Origin of the sequence: Rhodococcus sp. 1R11 (genome assembly GCF_004563845.1) — a bacterium.
In the GTDB taxonomy this organism is placed as follows: Bacteria; Actinomycetota; Actinomycetes; order Mycobacteriales; family Mycobacteriaceae; genus Rhodococcoides.
In genome coordinates this window covers 1-18,049 of sequence record NZ_SPNG01000018.1, presented here as the reverse complement: position 1 = coordinate 18,049, position 18,049 = coordinate 1, and the positions used below count along the sequence as shown (strand labels likewise).

General features: G+C 63.7%; 18 protein-coding genes, 1 rRNA gene and 1 riboswitch. Of the genes, 8 read left to right on the top strand and 11 right to left on the bottom strand.

Annotated features, from left to right (window positions below; genetic code table 11):
* Positions 1-63: 63 nt before the first annotated feature.
* The 5 genes from E4P29_RS23865 to E4P29_RS23845 all read right to left on the bottom strand — a co-directional run bounded on the left by E4P29_RS23865 (position 64) and on the right by E4P29_RS23845 (position 6,713).
* On the bottom strand, positions 64-1,095 hold the full coding sequence (locus E4P29_RS23865) for a TIGR03842 family LLM class F420-dependent oxidoreductase (protein WP_135047484.1): 1,032 nt from the start codon (positions 1,093-1,095) through the stop codon (positions 64-66).
* Positions 1,096-1,097: 2 nt separating this feature from the next.
* On the bottom strand, positions 1,098-2,519 hold the full coding sequence (gene hydA, locus E4P29_RS23860) for a dihydropyrimidinase (protein ID WP_135047482.1): 1,422 nt from the start codon (positions 2,517-2,519) through the stop codon (positions 1,098-1,100).
* Complete coding sequence (locus E4P29_RS23855) at positions 2,519-3,358, bottom strand: nitrilase-related carbon-nitrogen hydrolase (protein ID WP_209205501.1); 840 nt, start codon at positions 3,356-3,358, stop codon at positions 2,519-2,521. The genes hydA and E4P29_RS23855 overlap by 1 nt, the downstream gene beginning before the upstream one ends.
* 110 nt (positions 3,359-3,468) lie before the next feature.
* Positions 3,469-4,989, bottom strand: a complete 1,521-nt coding sequence (locus E4P29_RS23850) for an ATP-dependent DNA ligase (RefSeq protein ID WP_135047479.1) — start codon at positions 4,987-4,989, stop codon at positions 3,469-3,471.
* A gap of 161 nt (positions 4,990-5,150) precedes the next feature.
* A complete protein-coding gene (locus E4P29_RS23845) occupies positions 5,151-6,713 on the bottom strand; it encodes a carboxylesterase/lipase family protein (RefSeq protein WP_135047477.1) in 1,563 nt (520 codons plus the stop codon).
* Between the two features lie 101 nt (positions 6,714-6,814).
* Between E4P29_RS23845 and E4P29_RS23840 the strand changes: the two genes are divergently transcribed.
* The 6 genes from E4P29_RS23840 to E4P29_RS23815 all read left to right on the top strand — a co-directional run bounded on the left by E4P29_RS23840 (position 6,815) and on the right by E4P29_RS23815 (position 12,436).
* Positions 6,815-7,468: a hypothetical protein gene (locus E4P29_RS23840; RefSeq protein ID WP_135047475.1), complete on the top strand. Its 654-nt coding sequence runs from the start codon at positions 6,815-6,817 to the stop codon at positions 7,466-7,468.
* A gap of 116 nt (positions 7,469-7,584) precedes the next feature.
* Positions 7,585-8,982 (top strand): sugar porter family MFS transporter, encoded by a 1,398-nt coding sequence (locus E4P29_RS23835; protein WP_135047473.1) that lies wholly within the window; start codon positions 7,585-7,587, stop codon positions 8,980-8,982.
* Positions 8,983-9,045: 63 nt separating this feature from the next.
* A riboswitch (TPP riboswitch) is annotated at positions 9,046-9,145 on the top strand.
* Positions 9,139-9,861, top strand: a complete 723-nt coding sequence (locus E4P29_RS23830; protein ID WP_135047471.1) for a TenA family protein — start codon at positions 9,139-9,141, stop codon at positions 9,859-9,861. Its footprint overlaps the riboswitch before it by 7 nt.
* Positions 9,858-10,871 (top strand): ABC transporter substrate-binding protein, encoded by a 1,014-nt coding sequence (locus tag E4P29_RS23825; protein ID WP_135047470.1) that lies wholly within the window; start codon positions 9,858-9,860, stop codon positions 10,869-10,871. The genes E4P29_RS23830 and E4P29_RS23825 overlap by 4 nt, the downstream gene beginning before the upstream one ends.
* Positions 10,849-11,685 (top strand): ABC transporter permease, encoded by an 837-nt coding sequence (locus tag E4P29_RS23820; RefSeq protein ID WP_135047468.1) that lies wholly within the window; start codon positions 10,849-10,851, stop codon positions 11,683-11,685. Before E4P29_RS23825 ends, E4P29_RS23820 begins: the two co-directional genes overlap by 23 nt.
* A gap of 13 nt (positions 11,686-11,698) precedes the next feature.
* Positions 11,699-12,436 (top strand): ABC transporter ATP-binding protein, encoded by a 738-nt coding sequence (locus E4P29_RS23815; RefSeq protein WP_135047466.1) that lies wholly within the window; start codon positions 11,699-11,701, stop codon positions 12,434-12,436.
* A 33-nt stretch (positions 12,437-12,469) separates the two neighbouring features.
* Here the strand turns inward: E4P29_RS23815 and E4P29_RS23810 are convergent, their stop codons facing one another.
* Together E4P29_RS23810 and E4P29_RS23805 are read right to left on the bottom strand one after the other, a co-directional pair.
* Positions 12,470-13,732 carry an LCP family protein gene (locus tag E4P29_RS23810; RefSeq protein ID WP_135047464.1) on the bottom strand — a complete coding sequence of 421 codons (1,263 nt, stop codon included), beginning with the start codon at positions 13,730-13,732 and terminating at the stop codon, positions 12,470-12,472.
* Positions 13,733-13,752: 20 nt separating this feature from the next.
* On the bottom strand, positions 13,753-14,409 hold the full coding sequence (locus E4P29_RS23805; RefSeq protein ID WP_135047462.1) for an NAD(P)H-dependent oxidoreductase: 657 nt from the start codon (positions 14,407-14,409) through the stop codon (positions 13,753-13,755).
* Positions 14,410-14,474: 65 nt separating this feature from the next.
* Here E4P29_RS23805 and E4P29_RS23800 point away from each other — a divergent pair, with 65 nt between their 5' ends.
* Positions 14,475-14,837 (top strand): helix-turn-helix domain-containing protein, encoded by a 363-nt coding sequence (locus tag E4P29_RS23800; protein WP_135047460.1) that lies wholly within the window; start codon positions 14,475-14,477, stop codon positions 14,835-14,837.
* Between the two features lie 17 nt (positions 14,838-14,854).
* Here E4P29_RS23800 and E4P29_RS23795 read toward each other — a convergent pair whose 3' ends face one another.
* Positions 14,855-15,175, bottom strand: coding sequence for a homoserine dehydrogenase (locus E4P29_RS23795; RefSeq protein ID WP_135047458.1), 321 nt, complete (start codon positions 15,173-15,175; stop codon positions 14,855-14,857).
* A gap of 230 nt (positions 15,176-15,405) precedes the next feature.
* The gene (locus E4P29_RS23790; RefSeq protein WP_135047456.1) at positions 15,406-16,173 is read right to left on the bottom strand and encodes a hypothetical protein; all 768 of its coding nucleotides are present in this window, start codon (positions 16,171-16,173) and stop codon (positions 15,406-15,408) included.
* Between the two features lie 183 nt (positions 16,174-16,356).
* Between E4P29_RS23790 and E4P29_RS23785 the strand changes: the two genes are divergently transcribed.
* Positions 16,357-16,641 (top strand): GNAT family N-acetyltransferase, encoded by a 285-nt coding sequence (locus tag E4P29_RS23785; RefSeq protein ID WP_135047454.1) that lies wholly within the window; start codon positions 16,357-16,359, stop codon positions 16,639-16,641.
* Here E4P29_RS23785 and E4P29_RS23780 read toward each other — a convergent pair.
* Positions 16,631-16,969, bottom strand: coding sequence for a hypothetical protein (locus E4P29_RS23780; protein ID WP_135047452.1), 339 nt, complete (start codon positions 16,967-16,969; stop codon positions 16,631-16,633). The two genes, E4P29_RS23785 and E4P29_RS23780, sit on opposite strands and share 11 nt — an antisense overlap.
* Positions 16,970-17,927: 958 nt before the next feature.
* Positions 17,928-18,044, bottom strand: a 5S ribosomal RNA gene (gene rrf, locus E4P29_RS23775).
* Positions 18,045-18,049 lie beyond the last annotated feature (5 nt).

The window sequence follows — 18,049 nt, the reverse complement described above, 5'->3', positions numbered from 1 at the left end:
CTTTCTTCGGTGTGACACTCACCGGAGCGTACGACTGGCCGACGGCAACAGTCCCGTCGCCCGTCACGACGTAGCCGTGACAGATGTGCGAATCTGCGGGATGATGCTCTCTCCGTACGCTTCGAGCGTCGCCGCTTTGGCATCGTGCTGGAGGTAGACCGAGAACTGGTCGACGCCGAGTGTCTCCAGCTCCTTCAGCTTGGCGATGTGATCGGCCGGGGTACCGAGCAGACAGAACCTGTCGATCACCTCGTTCGGAACGAATTCTGCGTGCGAGTTTCCGGCTCGACCGTGCTCGTTGTAGTCGTACCCTTTGCGCGCCGCGATGTAGTCGGTGAGTGCCTGCGGAACACCGCCGCCGTCACCGCCGTAGCGTGCGACGATATCGGCGACGTGATTGCCGACCATTCCACCGAACCAACGACATTGATCGCGGGCATGTTCGAGCCCGGCCTCGGTACCGTCGGTGACGTAGGCGGGAGCTGCCACGCAGATCGAGATCGAATCCGGATCTCGGCCCGCCTGCTCGGCCGCAGCACGCACCCGGCCGATCGTCCACGCAGCGATATCCGGATCTGCCAATTGCAGAATGAATCCGTCCGCTACCTGCCCGGTGAGCTCGAGGGCTTTCGGTCCGTACGCCGCGACCCACACCTCCAGCGTCGAGTGTTCCGCCCACGGAAACTGCACCGTCGTCTCACCCACCCGGGCGCTGCGCCCGTTGGCCAGATTTCGGATCACCTCGATCGAGTCTCTAAGCGAGGCAAGCGTTGTCGGCTTCCCTCCGAGAGCGCGGACCGCGGAATCACCCCGACCGATACCGCAGACGGTTCGATTGCCGAACATGTCGTTGAGTGTCGCGAACGTCGACGCCGTTACGGTCCAATCGCGGGTAGCCGGATTGGTGACCATCGGACCCACGGTCACACGCCTGGTCGCGGCCAGAATCTGACTGTAGATGACGTACGGTTCCTGCCACAGCAGATGCGAATCGAACGTCCATACGTGCGAAAACCCATGTGTCTCGGCCTGTCTGGCCAGATCGATCACCCGCGACGCCGGCGGATTGCACTGCAGCACCACCCCGATGTCCATGCTCAGATCAGATTCTGTGACAGGTCGCGGCGAACGAAGCGGCCGTGTCCCGCAGTGCCGGAATAGGATCCACTGTCGACGATGACGCGCCCGCGAGACATCACGGTGTCCACGTGCCCGTCGATCTCGAAACCCTCGTACGCCGAATAGTCCATGTTCATGTGGTGGGTCTTCTCGACCCCGATGCTGGTGTGCCCGTTCGGGTCGTAGATCACGATGTCGGCATCTGCTCCCGGGCTGATGACGCCCTTTCTCGGATACATACCGAACATCCGGGCCGGGGTGGTGCAACAGACGTCGACCCACTTCTCGAGGGTGATCTTGCCGCTCTTGACCCCCTGGAACATCAAGTCGATGCGATGTTCCACCGACCCGATTCCGTTGGGAATCTTGGAGAAATCGCCGATTCCCATTTCTTTCTGGTCCTTCATACAGAACGGGCAGTGGTCGGTACTGACGGTTGCCACGTCACCGGTGCGCAGGTAGCGCCACAACTCGTCCTGATGGCCCTCGGCTCGCGACCGCAGGGGCGTCGAGCAGACCCATTTGGCCCCCTCGAAGCCGGGTGCACCGAGTTGTTCTTCGAGCGAGAGATAGAGGTACTGCGGACACGTTTCGGCAAACACGTTCTGCCCGTTGCCCCGGGCCTGCGCAATCTGCTCGAGAGCCTGCTTGGCCGACACGTGCACGACGTACAGCGGCGCGCCGGTGACGTCGGCCAGCATGATGGCTCGGTGCGTGGCCTCTTCCTCGAGTTGCCACGGACGCGATGTCCCGTGGAAGTACGGGGCCGTGTCGCCGCGCGCGATGGACTGGGCCACGAGGACGTCGATGGCAATCCCGTTCTCCGCGTGCATCATCAAGAGCGCACCCGTTTCCGCTGCCGACTGCATGGCTCTCAGGATCTTGCCGTCGTCGGAGTAGAACACGCCCGGGTACGCCATGAAGAGTTTGAAACTGGTGACCCCTTCGGACACCAACTCGCTCATGGATTTCAGCGAATCATCGGTGACATCGCCGATGATCTGATGAAACCCGTAATCGATCGCGCACCGCCCGGCGGCCTTGTCGTGCCACTGCGCCAGAGTGTCCTGCACCCGTTGGCCGGGAGTCTGAATGGCGAAATCCACGATGGTCGTCGTACCACCCCACGCAGCTGCGCGAGTTCCGGTTTCGAACGTATCGGACGCGAACGTGCCACCGAACGGCATCTCCATGTGCGTGTGTCCGTCGACGCCACCCGGAATCACGTATTTCCCGGTGGCGTCGATGACGACGTCCGCCGACGTCTCGAGATCCGCGGCCAGGGTCACCGAGCCGGGTGCCAGCACCGCGACGATGGTCTCACCGTCGATCAACACATCCAGTTTCTGTGCGCCGGTAGTGGATACGACGGTTCCACCGTGCACGAAGGTGGTGGCCATCAGGGTTGCACCAGTGGACCGTAGGCGTCGGGTCTGCGGTCACGGTAGAACGCCCATCGGTCGCGGACCACCTTGATCAGATCCATGTCCAGGTCTCGAACGACGATCTCGGGCTCGGAATCCGACGCCACCTCGCCGACGAATTTGCCCTCGGGATCGACGAAGTAGCTGGTGCCGTAGAAGTCGTCGTCGCCGTACTCGGATTCGATTCCGACGCGGTTGATCGCACCGACGTAGTACTCGTTCGCAACGGCCGAGGCCGGTTGCTCGAGTTTCCACAGGTAGTTCGACAGACCCCGTGAGGTGGCCGAGGGATTGAACACGATCTCGGCACCGGCAAGTCCGAGAGCGCGCCAACCTTCGGGAAAATGCCGGTCGTAACAGATGTAGACACCGATGCGGCCGACAGCGGTGTCGAACACCGGCCACCCCAGGTTTCCCGGACGGAAATAGAACTTCTCCCAGAATCCATTGACGTGAGGAAGGTGGTGCTTGCGGTACTTACCGAGATAAGTGCCGTCCGCGTCGACCACGGCGGCAGTGTTGTAGAGGAGACCTGGCTGCTCCTGCTCGTACACCGGCAGGATCATGACGATTCCGAGCTCTTTTGCCAACGCGGCAAAGCGGTCGACCGTAGGGCCCGGTACGGATTCGGCGTATTCGTAGAACTTCGCATCCTGCAATTGGCAGAAGTACGGGCCGTAGAAAAGTTCTTGGAAGCAGACGACTTTCGCGCCCTGCTCGGCCGCGGACCGAGCGAACCCCTCGTGTGCCGCGATCATCGATTCTTTGTCACCGGTCCACGCGCTTTGGACCAGTGCAGCTCGAACTGTGGACATCATCGGCACTCCATCTCTCGCTGGCTTGCACCCTCAAGGTATTTTGCGCCGTGTTACGGGATCGTTCGTCCGGTTTCGTATGTATTAATCGTGCTCAGTTGTCGGCGCAGTCATGAGTTCGAGTGGGGCAGCAACGCGCGGACGGCATCGATGGTGTCTGCGGTGGCAAGGTTCTTGTCCGGTCGGTATCGCAGCACTCGGGCGAAACGCAGTGCCACACCGCCCGGATAGCGTGAACTGACCTGCACACCGTCGAGTTCGATTTCGACTATCAACTCGGGCCGCAGGTACACGGTGTGCTGATCGCGCTCGCGTTCGTGCTTCGGGAATTCCTCCGTCTGCCACTGCAGGAGCACGTCGGTCAGGCCTTTGAACGTCTTGCCGACCATGATCGGCTCACCGCCGTCGGGATCGCTAGCCCCCAGATGCAGGTTGGACAGAAAGCCCGTACGGCGGCCGTATCCCCACTCGGCTCCGAGAACCACGAGGTCGAGAGTGTGTTCGGGTTTGACCTTCTGCCAACTCTTTCCGCGACGGCCCGCCGCGTACGGTGCGCTCAGAGCCTTGAGCATCACTCCCTCGTGCCCGGCGTCGAGAGCGGCGTCGAAGTGGGCAGCCGCCCCGTCGGCGTCGGGCCGCACGGTACTCGGAATTCGATGGTTCGGCGCCACCTTGTCGAGCGCTGCGAGGCGCTTCTCGAGTGGAGAGTCGAGCAGATCGACGCCGTCGAGATGCAGACAGTCGAAGAAATAGGGCTGCAGCAACAACTCGTGTGCACTCTCGGCACCGAACCGGCTCATCGTTTCCTGGAAGGGACGCGGTCTGCCACTGTCGTCCAGTGCAAGGGTCTCGCCATCGAGAACGACGGATTCGCACGGCAATGCCCGGACCAATTCCACCAGCTCGGGCACACCGGCGGTGATATCGCGCAGGGTGCGGGTGTAGATGCTCACGTCGGCTCCCGAGCGATGTACCTGAATTCGAGCGCCGTCCAGCTTGTATTCGACCGTCACGTCCCCGGCCAGCTGCTCCCAGGCACCACGAAGGGACTCCGCGGGCGACGCCAGCATCGGGCGAACCGGCCGACCGACTTCGAGTCGAAAGGCGTCCAACGCCTCGACACCACCGGTCACGGCGGCGACGGCAGTGGCGGTCAATCGACCGGACAGCATGAACGCCCGCCGAACCGACGCCTGTGGCAGACCGGTGGCAGCAGCGACAGCGTCGACCATGATGCCCTCGAGCGCACCTTGCCGCAGCTCGCCCGTGACCAACCTGATGACGAACTGCCGCTCGTCGGCCGTGGTCCGCGAAAACAAGCCGAGCAGCAGAGCCGAGCGCCGCGCAGCCGAACCCGCGCCCGATGTCGCCGCCACTTCGGACAGCACGTCGTCCACCTCGGCGACGGTCAGAGTCGACTCCGAGGCGGACGAGACATCCAGATCGGCGAGTGTGCGCCAGCCGACCCCGATCCGCCCCTGCGGCAATTCGCCCGACAACCACGACACCGCCGGCTCGATGTCACCCGCCTGCGCCTCGGACAGCAGAGCACCGAGCTGCTCGATCTTGACCTTGCGCGAACGCGTCGCGGCCACGGCACGAGAGGTTTCGACAATCCTGGACATCAACACTCACCGAACATAACCGCACCCACCGACTGGTTGCTGACATCCAATTGTTACCGCTGTGACTCCAGCGACCGGTGTTCTTGCTGTTACGTTCGATGAATGCCTGTGACGTCCCCAGCAGGAGTGAAGCCTGCGGAACGACCCGGAGGCGGACCAGCGACGGGTCAGCTGAATCCCACCACCCGGTCGCCCCAGGCAGCCCGCATGTCTCCGTCGGGATCGTCGACGAGAGTGTCGGATGTATCGATCACCAGAGTCCATCGATTCTTCTCGGTGTACGGGGCCCAGTGCTTGGACGCGTCCAGCGCGGCCGGTACCCCGTACCGGGCGAAGGCCAGCCACCGCCGCTGCACCCGGGCCGACACCGCCATCGCCGGTTTCCGACCCCCCAGCCAGAAGGTCGGATCTCGGTTGAGAGTTCCGAAATTGCCGAACACGTACGGCAATTCGGTCGCGTGGCCGGCCCCTACTCGCGCAGCCTTGAGCATCGGCGTCGCGTGATCGAAACGGTACATCCAGGTCGGGGAGTGCCTACTGTGCCCGTCGGCGATCCACAGACTCGGCATGACGAAGCCTGCGTCGCGCGAGATGGCCTGCGCCCCAGCGGGTTTGTTCCGGTCCGGGTAGGCGGCCATGATGTCCGCGATGCGCGAGGCCGGCATGTCCGCGTGATCGTGCGCGATGGCTCGGAACATCTCCGAGACGGTGTCGGACGTGATCGGCATCAACGGGGACTTCATGAACCGGAAGATCGAGGGCTCGTCGTGGTTGGTGCCGATGATCAACGGAATTCGGTGCGACAGACCTTTCTGGAAGGCCGCGACCGGGTAGCGGGGCACGATGTCTCCGTCGACGACGGGCGAAAGACCCAGAGTCCCAGGCACTGTGGTCGGAATCTCGTAGCAGAGGGCGTCCCCCGCGGTGACCAGTCTGGTGAAGTGCATCTCGAACAGTTCGCCGACGTCGTCTCGGTCGATCCCCACGAGCTCGAGGAACCGGGCGGCCACCGCAGCACCGCGTTCGGGGCCGTACACCGACGTAGCCGGGGCACTCTGCACGATCGCTCGATGGAAGAGCCCCTCGGCCTTGGGCGAGGTCATCAGAGTGGTGACCGACGCGCCCCCGGAGGACTCGCCGAAGACGGTGATCTCGTCGGGGTCCCCACCGAAGGCGGAGATGCACTCCCGGACCCAATGCAGCGCTGCAATCTGGTCGCGCAGGCCGAGATTGGTCTCGAAGACGTGTTCGTCGGTGGAGAAGGACGACAGATCGAGAAAGCCGAAGGCACCGAGACGAAAGTTGATCGAAACCACGACCACGTCGCCGTTCTCGCTCAGATGTCGCCCGTCGTACACCTGTTGCGCGGACGAACCGAGCGAATACGCGCCGCCGTGGATCCACACCAGCACCGGACGCAGTTCGCCGTCGGGCCGTGGCGCCCAGACGTTGAGCGACAGGCAATCCTCGGAGATGGACAACGACGGATCGATCGGGACCGGGCTGTCGCGGCCCTGCGGTGCCATCGCACCGAAGTGCAGACCGTCGAGCACGCCGTTCCACGGCTGCAGGGGACGCGGTGCTCGAAACCGCAACTCACCCACCGGCGGCGTCGCGTAAGGAATACCCCTCCAGGCGACTGTCGGCGATGCATAGGCCGCAACCGGGTAGCCGAGAACGTCGCCGTACGGCGTGCTCACACGCACGGTGGAGTCGGACGTGGTGTCCATCGCACCTCCCCTTCGGTCGTTGCTCAACGTACCAACTCCATCCCCGACGCCGGTCCCCTCGAAACCCCCGGCAGCACTTCCAACGAACCGAGGAACGAGTCATGAAGAGAATCGGATCCGTCGCAGCAGCGGCCCTCGCGGTGTTCTTGTTGTCCGCCTGCGGTTCGGGCGGCGGAGGTGACGGACCGATGGCGACGGTGATCACCGACCGCCCCCAGCCGATCACGGCGGTTCCGACCAGCGCCCGTGCTCTGCCGTCGAGCAGTGCGCCGTCCACAACGTCCTCCACGACGTCGCCTTCCAGCACCACAGCGACGACGCCGAGTGCAGTTTCACAGCAAGCAAACCCGAAGCAGTACGCGGGCAAGGCTCCGGGTTGGTACTACTTCACGAGCCCCAGCGGCAAGTTCGAGTGCGGTATAGCCGTTCTCGAGACGTCGATCGCCGGTTGCCACGGATCGCTGCCCGACTCGGCCCCCGAGGTGACCGACAGTGCATCCACCGACCGCGTGAAACCCAATTCCGTGCAGATCATCGCCGGCTCCCCGGCGAAGTTCGAGAGCCTGGGCGATCCCAAATTCCACCGATTCGACGGACCCGCGGCGGCGCTCCCGTACGGCGAAGAACTCACCGTGCCGGGTAGTGGCTCCACCAACGGGGTTCGATGCAGCGTCGACGAGCAGACCGGAGTCACCTGCACCGATCAGGTCGGCCATGGCTTCACCGTCTCGGACGACGATTTCGACCTTCGCTGACGGCGTCGTTCGCGCAGCGAAAGACCAGGCGTAATGTCCGAGGACGGTACGACAATCCCTGCCGTACGGTCTCCCCAGCGGCCGGCGCCCACGCGCGGCCAGAAGGTGCGTCACACATGAATCAGACCTCGGACCGTCACACAGCGAAGGTCATCGGCGTCAGCGTCGCCGCCGCTGTCGGCGGCTTCCTGTTCGGCTTCGACAGCTCGGTCATCAACGGAGCTGTCGATTCGATCGAAAGCCACTTCTCTCTCGGCTCGTTCACCACCGGGTTCGTCGTGGCGATCGCCCTGATCGGCTGCGCGATCGGTGCCTGGTTCGCCGGTAGTCTCGCCGACCGTTGGGGCCGCAAGAAGGTGATGTTGCTCGGCTCGGCTCTGTTCACCATTTCTTCGGTCGGCTCCGGATTCGCGTTCAGCGTTCCCGATCTCATGCTCTGGCGTGTGCTCGGCGGTCTCGGCATCGGCATCGCGTCGGTCATCGCACCGGCCTACATTGCCGAAATCGCGCCCGCCAAATGGCGTGGCGCTCTGGCCTCGCTGCAGCAGTTGGCGATCACCATCGGTATCTTCGCTGCCTTGCTCTCCGACGCCCTTCTTGCAGGCGCGGCCGACGGAGCCTCCAACGACCTGTGGTTCGGCGTCGAGGCGTGGCGCTGGATGTTCCTCGTCGGTGTGATACCCGCTCTGGTCTACGGAATCCTGGCCACCCTGATCCCGGAATCACCGCGCTATCTGGTGGGTCAGCATCTGGACGAGGAAGCCGCCGCGGTCCTGGCGAACATCACCGGCGAGCTGCATCCCGACGAGCGAGTGCACGAGATCAGGCTCACGCTGCGCAAGGAGGCCCGATCGTCGTTCGCCGACATCCGTGGCCCCAAGTTCGGTCTGCAGCCGATCGTCTGGGTGGGCATCACGATGGCCGTCCTGCAACAGCTGGTCGGCATCAATGCAATCTTCTACTACTCGACGACGCTGTGGCGGTCGGTCGGGTTCACCGAGGACCAGTCGTTCACCACCTCGGTCATCACGGCGGTCATCAACGTCGCCATGACGTTCGTGGCCATTCTGTTCGTCGATCGCATCGGCAGGCGCAAGTTGCTGATGGCCGGGTCCGTCGGAATGTTCGTCGGACTCGTCATGGCGTCCGTCGCCTTCTCGCAGGCGACCGGCAGCGGCGACGAGGTCAGCCTGCCCTCGCCGTGGGGTGCGATCGCGTTGGTCGGGGCGAATCTGTTCGTCATCTTCTTCGCATCGACCTGGGGACCCATCATGTGGGTCATGCTCGGCGAGATGTTCCCCAACCGGATGCGCGCCATGGCACTGGGTATCGGTACGGCTGCGAACTGGATCGCCAACTTCGCTGTCACGCTTGCCTTCCCACCACTGACGTCGTCCGTCGGACTGTGGGTCATCTACGCCGGCTTCGCGCTCTTCGCGGCGCTGTCGTTCCTCTTCGTCAAGTCCAACATCCGCGAGACCAAGGGCATGGAGCTCGAGGACATGCTGGGCTAGACCCAGGCCGAGGTCCAAGGGGCAGTAACACCGGTACATGGTGACCGGTGTTACTGTCACTGACGTTCTGACACGGGGTGTGTCCGCCGATGCGGATGCTGAGATCAAACCCGCCGAACCTGATGCAGGTAATACTGACGAAGGGATGTCAAGGCGATGACGCCTGTTGTATCTGCGGACCCGGTCCGCTTCACCGATCGACTCTGGGACGCATCCGCGCACATCAGACGCGCGATCGACGATCTCGAATTCCTCCGCCTGCTCGGTGCGGGGACACTTCCACTCGACGCATTTCGTCGATATCTGGAACAGGATTCGCTGTATCTCGGTGGCTACGTGAAGGCGCTGTCCCTGCTGGCAGCGCACGCCCCGACACCGGTAGCCGGAGCGTTCTGGGCCGGCGCTGCATCGAGCGCGATGGACGAGGCCGCCTCGCACGAGGCCATGCTCACCGGAAACGTTCTCCCCTCCGCCACCGAGACGCCGGCTCCGTCACCGGTATGCCTCGGCTACACCTCCTATCTGACGGCCGCCGCGGCGACCGAGCCGTATCCCGTTGCGGCGGCGGCTGTTCTGCCGTGCTTCTGGATCTACGCCGACGTCGGCCGCTCGTTGGCCGGAGCGGCGAAAGCAGTGCTGGCACGCGATCCCGGTCATCCCTACGCACAGTGGGTGGCCAACTACGACGCACCCGAATTCCATGCCATCGTCGAAGCTGCCAAGGGCTTCGTCGACGACGCGGCCGACTCTGCGACGGAACTACAGCGTGAGCAGATGATCGACGCCTTCGTCGTCGCGTCCAGATACGAATTGATGTTCTGGGACAGCGCATTACACCCCACTGCGTGGCCCTCGACCGAAAGCCCGGTGCACGCATGAGAACGTCTCGACTGCTCACGGTGATGGCGGCGACAGTCCTCGCGACCACGGTGATGGCCGGCTGCTCGCAGTCGACGGATTCCGACACCATCCGTTTCGCCCTCGACTGGACTCCCAACACCAATCACACCGGCCTCTACGTCGCCCTTCAGGAGGGCTACTTCGCCGACGCCGGGCTCGATGTGGAAGTACTGCCGTACAACAACACCGCCGCGGACACGCTCGTCGACGCAGGCAACGCCGAATTCGGTATCAGCACCCAGAGTTCGACGGTCTTCGCCAGATCGGCCGGCGCTCGGACCGTGTCCGTCCTCGCACCACTGCAGCATTGGGCCACCGGCATCGGAGTGCGTGCGGATCGGGACGACATCGCGAGCCCACGCGCACTCGACGGCAAGGTCTACGCCGGTTTCGGTGAATCCGGCGAGCAGGCCGGGCTTCGACAGGTCATCGAGAATGACGGTGGCACAGGCGAATACGAGACCGTCGTACTCGGCACATCGGCCTACGAGGCGGTGTACTCCGGCACTGCGGACTTCACGGTGTCGTACCTCGCATGGGAGGGCATCGAGGCCGAGCACAGCGGAACGCCGATGAAGTACTTCGATTACACCGATTACGGATTCCCCGATGCGTACGCCATCACGATCAGCGGGAACGAACCGTGGCTGGCTGCGCATCCGGACGAGGCGAAGAAGTTCGTGCAGGCGCTGCAGCGTGGCTACCAACTCGCGGCGGACGATCCGGACAGGGCGGCTCAGGATCTGATCGACGCCAATCCCGGCACGTTCACCGACGAGTCGTTGGTGTTCGAGAGTCAGAAGATGCTCGCAGAGAAGTACATGAAGGATTCCGCGGGCGAGGTCGGACGACAGAATATCGACACGTGGACCGCGTACTCGAAGTTTCTCTACGACAGCGGGGTACTCACCGATCAGAACGGTGCACCGCTGAGCGCCGAACCGGACTGGTCCACCTATTTCACCGATGACTACCTCGGCGATCGATGAGCCGGTGACCGCCGAGCGAGAGACGTTCTCATTCAGCGGTATCCGAGCTTCGTTGCGGTGGGCGTGGCCCGCGGTGACCGTCGTCGCCCTGTCGATCGCGGTGTGGCAGATCTATGTCGAGGTCAGCGGCATCAGGCCACAGGTACTGCCCTCCCCCGGTCGCGTTCTCACACAGGGCTGGGCCCAACGCGAGGCGATTGCCGAGAACGCCACAGCGACACTGCAGGTGACACTCGTCGGGTTCGCAGTCTCTCTCGTGCTGGCCTGGCTGCTCGCCATCGCCGTGGACTTCTCGCCGTGGCTGCGCCGTGCCTTCGTACCCTTGTTCGTCGTCTCGCAGACACTGCCGATCATCGCGATCGCACCGCTGCTCATCATCTGGTTCGGGTTCGGACTGTTGCCCAAGATTCTCGTGATCGCACTGGCAACGTTCTTTCCCATGGCCATCGGGCTCATCGAAGGGTTCGCCGCCGCAGATCGCGACGCGCGAGCCCTCCTGTCCAGCATGGGGGCCGGCCGCTGGCAGCAGTTCCGGTACGTGCGGCTGCCGTCGGCACTTCCCCGGTTCTTCACCTCGCTTCGCATCGGCATCACGTACGCGGTAGTCGGCGCGATCTTTGCCGAATACGCAGGAGCCACTGCAGGACTCGGTGTCTACATGAGTCAGCAGAAGAATTCGTTCCGTACCGATCTGGTACTTGCAGCCGTTGCCGTCACCGCGGTGATCAGCGTGCTCCTGTTCGTCTCCACGTTCGTGGTCGAACGCGTCGTCGCCCCGTGGGCACGTCACGACTCGGCGGGCCACAATGTCTGACGTCGAGCCCACAATGTCTGACGTCGAGCACAGCATCGACGTCTCGGCTCTGAGAAAGTCGTTCGACGGAAAACCGGTACTCGACGGCGTGTCGTTCGGCGTCCGGCCCGGTGAATTCGTGTCGATCATCGGTCCGAGCGGCTCGGGCAAGAGCACGGTGTTCAACATGCTCGCCGGCCTCGATGCACCCGATTCGGGCTCGGTCCGAGTCCCGTCGTGTGCCTACATGCCGCAGAAGGACCTGCTGTTCCCGTGGCGATCGGTGCTCGACAACACCTCGCTCGGCCTCGAAGTCCAAGGCGTCGCCAAGAGGGAGGCACGAGCTCGGGCGCGCGAGTTGTTCCCGGTGTTCGGTCTCGACGGCTACGAGTCCGCTCGCCCGTCCGAACTGTCCGGTGGCATGCGGCAACGAGCAGCACTGCTGCGCACCGTGGTGCAGGGACGGTCGGTGTTGCTGTTGGACGAGCCCTTCGGGGCATTGGACTCGTTGACCCGTAGTGACATGCAGGCCTGGCTGCAGCAGGTCTGGTCGGAGTTCAGGTGGACGGTGCTGATGATCACCCACGACATCCGCGAGGCGGTCTACCTGTCCGATCGGGTGGTGGTGCTCTCGCCACGACCCGCCCACGTTCGACGACAGGTCGACGTACCGCTGCCTCGACCCCGGGAGCTCGAGATCGTGACGACGCCACAGTTCGCCGCCGTCGAAAAGGAATTGATGGAAGTTCTGTCGAGCACGCCGAACCGCTGACCCCGTCGACGCAGGGCTCAGTCGACGCAGGGCTCAGTCGACGCAGGGGATGCCGCCGTTGCTGTGCACACCCTGGTCCGGGGCGGCCGGTAGATCCTGGGACGGCTCGGGTACGGCTTCCTCGAGCGGTGGTGGTGCCGGATCCGACGTCGGATCGAGGGCTGCGGGTGTCGGCTGCGCAGGACCGATCAATCGCGCTGCCTCGGCTCTGATGGCGTCGACGTCGACGAGATTGACGTCCTGACCGTCGACGGTGTCGTAGCCGGTGATCGGCAGCGTGTAGAAGTCGATATCGCCATTCATGACGGCACCGGCTCCCCCGGCCAGGCCGACCGGGTCGAGGCCTGCGTCGATGACGATGTCGTTCTTGGTACCGGCGATCAGCGCACGCAATTCGCTGATGTTCGCCAGCACGCCGGATGCGCTGAGCTTGGCCATCACCCCGGCCACGAACGCCTGCTGCCGCTTGGTTCGGTCGAGGTCACCGTTGTCGAGTCCGTGCCGTTGACGCACGAAGGACAACGCCTGAGTCGCGCTCAATTCCTGTGCACCCGCAGGGAAGTTCGCGCCCGAGTACGTATCGTGCACCGGGTTGTTCAGGCACACCTGGATCGGGCCGACTGCCGTCGCCACGTCGTAGAACCCCAGAAGATTGACTTCGGCGAAATGGTCGATGGGCACATCGAGCAGATCGCGAACGGCCGTCAGCGTCGAGCGGCGCCCCGCCTCGCGTGCTCGACGCTCACGCTCGGCTGCGTCGGTGACACCCTCGTCGAGCAACTGGGTGTCGGCGTCGGCCTTGGCGAGCCCGTAGGCCTCCTTGATCTTCCGCTTGCCGTACCCGGGAACGTCGACGTAGTCGTCACGCGGTATCGACAGCGCTGTCGCTCGTCCACCGCCGGCCGGAAGATGCACCAAGAGAAGGGTATTGGTGTTGTATCCCCCGACATCGCTGTCACCGGCATGCAGGGTGTCGGTGACGAACGCGGCCGGCAGATCGTTGCCGTCCATGTCCTTACGACTGTCGAGTCCGATCAGCAGAATGTTGGTGTCGGCACCGTTGACGTCCGGATCGTTGTTCGCGATACCGTCGAGCGCATCGGAAGTGGTCAGTCCGGTGGTTGCCTCCCGGTACACCGCGAATCCGACGCCACTGACTGCGATGGACGCCACCGCCGCCGTCGCGACGAGCACCCGGCCGATCCGCAGCGCAACGGCGTGGTCGCCGGACGGACGCGCCAACCGGTGACGTCCTGGTCCACGTTCGATGCCGCTACCAGGGCCGTTCGGTTGCACCCTGACAGGTTACTCGGCTCTCACACGGGCGCGATCGTGCCCAAACGCCGCGCGAGCTCGTCGACGGCCGAGAATGCTGCGTCGAGGCTGGCCCGAGCCTGCGGGATCTTCGGGGCCAGACCGGCAACCCGCTCGGCAAGAGTCAGGTCGATCGGGACGAAATGCACGTCCATGCCCAGCGCGGCACCGAGAACCTGCTGCAGCTGCCCCGTGGTGTGGTCGATCGAAGCTGCCTCCGAGCCCGGGGTGTACTCGTTCCCCCGACTGGTGACCACAACCGCAGGCTTGCCGACGAGTGGTGCTGTGTCGCCGTCGAACGGCACCGTGATGCCGGGAACGTGCACGTAGTCGATCCAGGCCTTCAGCGTCGACGGGATCGACCAGTTGTACATCGGCGCACCGATCAGTACGACGTCCGCGGAGATCAGTTCCTCGATCAGCTCGACTTGGAGAGCCTCGGCTGCTGCGTCCACGACCTCGTCGGCAGTCCGCAGGTGCGGTGCCCAATGCAGTGCCGAGGTCGGCAGATGTGGCAGAGCGTTGACGTGCAGATCACGGCGAATCACCGAATGGTCGGTTCCGATGCTGTGCCACGCGTCCGAGAAGTGGGCTGTCACCCGGCGGCTGATCGAACGGGACAGGTCGGCAGACGAATCCAGGTGCAACAACTGCGGCACTGAAACACTCCTCGCATGGTGGGTGTCTCGAGCCTAGGCGAACCGGACGCTCCTATCCTGGTCGGATGGACTTCCGATTCGTCACCCGTGCGCTGAGTTCGCGCTCCGCCGCGCGAATCACGGCGGCACTGCACGAGAACACGGACACCGACATCGATGTGCTTCTCGGCGGAGTGTCGGTGGACCTGGACGACTCCGCGCGCGCTGCTGTGCTCGAACTGCTCACCCAGCTGGCCACCGCCAGGGCTGTGGCCATCGGAACCGTCGAAGAACTGTTGACGACCTCGCAGGCGGCAGAGGTGCTCGGTGTCTCGGACACCTACGTCCGACGCCTGGCCGACGCCGGAGACCTACCGATCGAAATGCGTGGCACGCACCGACGCTTTCGGCTGGAAGACCTTCTGCGACACCGTGATCGATTCCGCTGACGGTCTGTAGTGGCGGATCAGCCGGCCTCGCGCTCGAACTGCTCGGACTGCAACGTCATGAGGTCACGAAACGCATGGCCGGCCGCACGCCACAGTTGTTCGGCATCGATGTAGTCCACGCCGCGGATGTCGACGTCTCCCAGATACGCCCCGACGTCCACCGACAGCATCCCGATCACCGACGACACCTCTGCATCGAGGTACGTCACCCGCGTGTTCTGAAGTTCTCGAAACTGCGTCAAGAAGAACTCCGCCGGAATTCTTCGATCGACGAACTGTGCGATGAGAAAAAGGAAGCGGGACGAATGAGCGGATGCCGCTCGGTATGACTGCTCCATGGTGAATACCTCTCCCCACGGTCGACAGCACCCCTCGCACTGTCGACCGTCGAGCTCGCTGAGACCCGAAACCCGATGCACAGACGAACTCTCGAGCATCGATTCGACCCAGCGATTGAAACAGGGAGCTCGTCGTACAAGCGCCAGGTTAATCAGGCACTTCGACGGTTTCCGCACGTTGCGCGAAGTTGGTGACAGCTCACAAAATCACCGCGTTCACCTGCTAGTTCTTACTGAAAGGAACCGAGGGGGGCGCGATCGGGAGTGTCCAACTGCCAGAACTGCCAGCCATCCCGCTCCTCGACGTCTCCGCTGATGTGCGTGGCGACGGCACTGGCGGCGACGGACGGGTTGTCGAACCGTCGACCCTCCATCGGCCCGGCTGTGATTTCGAGGCGCTGAGTCTGCGGGTCGAACCGCCCACTGAGCCGGTAACCCTCGCAATCGGCCACCACCCGCACCCGGTTGTCGATCACTTCTTCCTCGACGACGACCTTCGACTTTCGCGTTGCCTTGACCCGAGGCGTGCGAACCCACGTCTGCTCGGGTCCGACGTCGACCGACGTGTCCAGGGTGGCGCTCAGTCCCAGCAGTTCCCAGCGTTCACTGCCGTGAGCCACCCTGTCGACTGCGATTGCGTGATGCCCGGTTCGTGTCCGCAGCGGTGAATCCTGTACCCACAGATCCACTTCTCCGCGAATGTCCGACGCCATCTCCTCGGAGGACACCATGTAGAAGCGCGGTTCTTCAGCAGCCAGGTCCACGAACACCCAGTACGACGACCCCGTGTCGTCGCTCTCGAGCGACTCGTCCTGCCTGCGGGCCTTCCAGTCGCCCGTCACCTTCGATCGCACCCGCACGATGCAGGAGGACTTACCGTCCATCGACCAGACCTGGACGGGATTGCGACGCGAAGTGGTCAGACGCTCCGCGCGTCCACCGCGCTGCGCGACGGTTCTGATGAAAGCTTTGATTCCCCGGTCGGATGTGTCTTCCACGGATTGCCGCCTTAAGCCTCGAGCGCCCCGTACTTATGAAGAGAGGTGTTGCGACGGGTGGCGCTCGCACGACTCGGTTTCCCTCAGCCTACTGCGTCGATGCCTGCTCGAGTAACTACCGAACAACCGCAGTTCGACTGCCGGTTACCGTGGAGACATCGAACACAGTCAGGAGGTAGCGCAATGCCGGTGACGATCACCCATGACACCGCCGCCCACCGATACGAAATTCACGTCGACGCGGAACCCGCCGGGTACTCCGAGTACTTCGATTCGAACGGCGTCCGCACCTTCCACCACACCGTGACACTGCCTCGGTTCCGCGGCCGAGGGCTGGCCGCCGCGATCACCGAGTACGCCCTCGACGACACCAGCACGCAAGGCCTCGTAGTGGTCCCTGCGTGCTGGTTCGTGCGCGACTTCATCGACGCAGCCGGCGATCGATATTCACATCTGGTCAAACGATGACCGATCGGCGATCTGCCGATACCGATCCGGACCCGGTACCGGATTCAGAACAGTCACCGTTTCCGGCTGTTTCATCGTCGTTTCCGGTGGCTGCCTCGTCCGATTCCTGCTTGGACTCGGCCTTATCTTGTGCCGCAACGCTTTCCGCCGCACGTTCGGCTGCAATGCGACGCCGTTCGTAGTTCTCGACACCCCGGGCAACCCGTTGTCGATGTTCACTCAGGACATGTTCGTAGTACATCTGTTCTCCTAGAGAAAGAATGGACGCCTCACACGGAGCACAGCCGTGCGGCGCAAAATAGTCGACGCGTAATGCTGCGAGGCTCAACGGCCTCGATCCGCGAAAGCTCTACTCAGAGAGCATGATCGGCAATAAACGCGGACCGCGTGTAGACGACGCCGCGGCCTGCGCGCTCGAAGAATGCTGCCATTGTCCACCTCCACGATCGATGCGATGTACCCGTACGACGATCATGCACTGCCGAGGCGTCGAACTCCACCGATTAAATTCTGCAGTCGACAATGGTTGCGCAGCTGTGTGTTTCAGGGCGCACTCGAATGTGTGGTGGAGTGTTGCCGGCCTACTCCGATCAGGTTGGGCGGTAGGCCTTCTCGGTCTACGCAAACGCGCGCGCGTTCGTCAGGTGCGCGCAGTCCGGTGTCACTGATCTGCTCGCGTGTGGCAAACGCGCTCGCGTGTGCGACGGGGAGGGGTGACGTCCCAGCAGCCACACGGTTGGGTAGCACCGAGTTCCTCTGTCTGCGCGAATGCGCTCACGTGCGCGACGGGGTGGGAGTCGCAAGTGGACATCCAGCGCTATCGGACGCGGCCGGTCGCGCCGGCACCCCTGGGTTGCTCACACGCGCGCGCGTTCGTCAGATGCGCGCAGTGTGGTGTCGCCGATCTGCTCGTGTCCGGCAAACGCGCTCGCGTTTGCTAGCCGGGGTTAGGGGGTGACAGGTCACGTAGCCGGCGTCAGAGGCCCGGCACGGTCCAGGGTGGCCAGACCTCGAGACCCACCCGGATTTTGGGAACGCGCGCGCGTTTGTCAGGTGCGCGCGGTGTGGTGTCGCGGTTCTGCTCGCGTTCGGCGTGTGCGCGCGCGTTCGCGATCGGGGGTGGCTGGACGGGCGGCCCCGTACGGCGAGTGATGGGACTGGGGGTGTAGGTGCAGGCGTCTGCGTGTTCAGCAGCAGGAGAGCGGCGAATACTGTTGTGTGGGTGGTGGTTTCGAATGCAAACAACCCCCGACCGTGATGGTCGGGGGTTGTTTGGTTCAAGTTGTGTTCGGCGGTGTCCTACTCTCCCACACCCTGTCGAGTGCAGTACCATCGGCGCTGGAGGGCTTAGCTTCCGGGTTCGGAATGGGACCGGGCGTTTCCCCTCCGCTATGGCCGCCGTAACTCT

What these genes read in the sequence shown, in the direction of transcription:
- E4P29_RS23800 (WP_135047460.1), top strand. Translation starts at nt 14,475, where the DNA reads ATGGACTTCCGATTCGTCACCCGTGCGCTGAGTTCGCGCTCCGCCGCG.
- E4P29_RS23845 (WP_135047477.1), bottom strand. Translation starts at nt 6,713, where the DNA reads ATGGACACCACGTCCGACTCCACCGTGCGTGTGAGCACGCCGTACGGC.
- E4P29_RS23795 (WP_135047458.1), bottom strand. Translation starts at nt 15,175, where the DNA reads ATGGAGCAGTCATACCGAGCGGCATCCGCTCATTCGTCCCGCTTCCTT.
- E4P29_RS23830 (WP_135047471.1), top strand. Translation starts at nt 9,139, where the DNA reads ATGACGCCTGTTGTATCTGCGGACCCGGTCCGCTTCACCGATCGACTC.
- E4P29_RS23825 (WP_135047470.1), top strand. Translation starts at nt 9,858, where the DNA reads ATGAGAACGTCTCGACTGCTCACGGTGATGGCGGCGACAGTCCTCGCG.
- E4P29_RS23865 (WP_135047484.1), bottom strand. Translation starts at nt 1,095, where the DNA reads ATGGACATCGGGGTGGTGCTGCAGTGCAATCCGCCGGCGTCGCGGGTG.
- E4P29_RS23820 (WP_135047468.1), top strand. Translation starts at nt 10,849, where the DNA reads ATGACTACCTCGGCGATCGATGAGCCGGTGACCGCCGAGCGAGAGACG.
- E4P29_RS23815 (WP_135047466.1), top strand. Translation starts at nt 11,699, where the DNA reads ATGTCTGACGTCGAGCACAGCATCGACGTCTCGGCTCTGAGAAAGTCG.
- hydA (WP_135047482.1), bottom strand. Translation starts at nt 2,519, where the DNA reads ATGGCCACCACCTTCGTGCACGGTGGAACCGTCGTATCCACTACCGGC.
- E4P29_RS23835 (WP_135047473.1), top strand. Translation starts at nt 7,585, where the DNA reads ATGAATCAGACCTCGGACCGTCACACAGCGAAGGTCATCGGCGTCAGC.
- E4P29_RS23785 (WP_135047454.1), top strand. Translation starts at nt 16,357, where the DNA reads ATGCCGGTGACGATCACCCATGACACCGCCGCCCACCGATACGAAATT.
- E4P29_RS23840 (WP_135047475.1), top strand. Translation starts at nt 6,815, where the DNA reads ATGAAGAGAATCGGATCCGTCGCAGCAGCGGCCCTCGCGGTGTTCTTG.
- E4P29_RS23855 (WP_209205501.1), bottom strand. Translation starts at nt 3,358, where the DNA reads ATGTCCACAGTTCGAGCTGCACTGGTCCAAAGCGCGTGGACCGGTGAC.